The 1,083-nt window shown below is 44.0% G+C and carries 1 protein-coding gene; it reads right to left on the bottom strand.

Annotation, left to right across the window (positions count from 1 at the left end; all coding sequences use genetic code 11):
* Window positions 1-1,083: hypothetical protein (locus tag IEN92_RS08885; protein WP_216162908.1), on the bottom strand; the 1,083-nt coding region annotated here is incomplete at both ends.

Genomic DNA, 1,083 nt, shown 5'->3' with positions numbered 1-1,083 from the left:
GATCGTAATGGAGTTTGTTGCATAGATTGCAGTTGAAACCACAATACCGTTGCTGGTTGTTACCAAAGTAGCCCAGCTCGTAAGAGAGTTATTGAGATATCCACTGACTGGATTACAACTAGCCCCTGCACAACCATAAGTATTGTCAAATAAAACATAGCCTGGTAAAGGAATGGTACTGCTACCAATTGCTGAGGTAGTTAGAGCTGCACCAGATGCAATTTCAATATAGTTAATTGCAGAGGTCGAGCCAGATGCAATGCTTAATATGCCGGTAGCCGAGATGGTTGATGTCTTATTACCCGTTGTCACATCATAGATAATGTTTGTCGGGGTGCCGCTGGTATTCGCTGGTAAATTAATAGCGCCGTTCTGACTAATATTGTTATTAGAGATAAAGCTGATACTTGAGCCGTTTGCGCCAGTGATTGCACCAGATTGATAAATACCGCCGTTAGCACCTGGAGTATTGATCACGTTACCGGTAACGGTAATGCTGCCTCCAATTGCCGTGCTATTAATTGTCAAGGCAGATAGTTGTACATCCCAAGTGGCAGCAGCGGAAGATGTACCGGTAACCGTGATGCTATTAGCGGTGATCAAGGATGATGGGTTGTAGACGCCATAGCTATTCGTGGTTGAACCAGTCAGACTAACCGCTCCGCCGGTCGATGTGATCACTGCAGAAATTCCGATACCTTGATTGGCGTTTGCAGAGCCATTCATAGCAATTGCATTGGCAGCATAAATTGCATTATTTAATGTGATGCCAACAGAACCCGTGGCAAATGATGCGATATTGTTAGTAGTTGGATTAATAAAGCCCGTGACTGGAGTGCAGTTTGTCCCAGTGCATCCATAAGTATTATCGATTAACACATAACCAGGCAAAGCAACTGTGCTAGAACCAATTGCACCCGGATTAATTGCCGACCCAGATGATTTTGCAATGTAGTTAATCGCTGAGGTATTGGCACCTGCGGCAACTGTTAAAGCACCAGTAGTAATGTTTGCACTCTTATTGCCGCTAGTAGTGTTATAGGTAACACTTACTGCAGTAGATGCAGTATTAGCTACTAACGT

The sequence above is a fragment of the Polynucleobacter sp. MWH-Creno-3A4 genome, assembly GCF_018881885.1.
Classification (GTDB): domain Bacteria; phylum Pseudomonadota; class Gammaproteobacteria; order Burkholderiales; family Burkholderiaceae; genus Polynucleobacter.
Note: the sequence above shows the minus strand (reverse complement) of the source record. Positions and strands in the feature narration are given on the sequence as shown.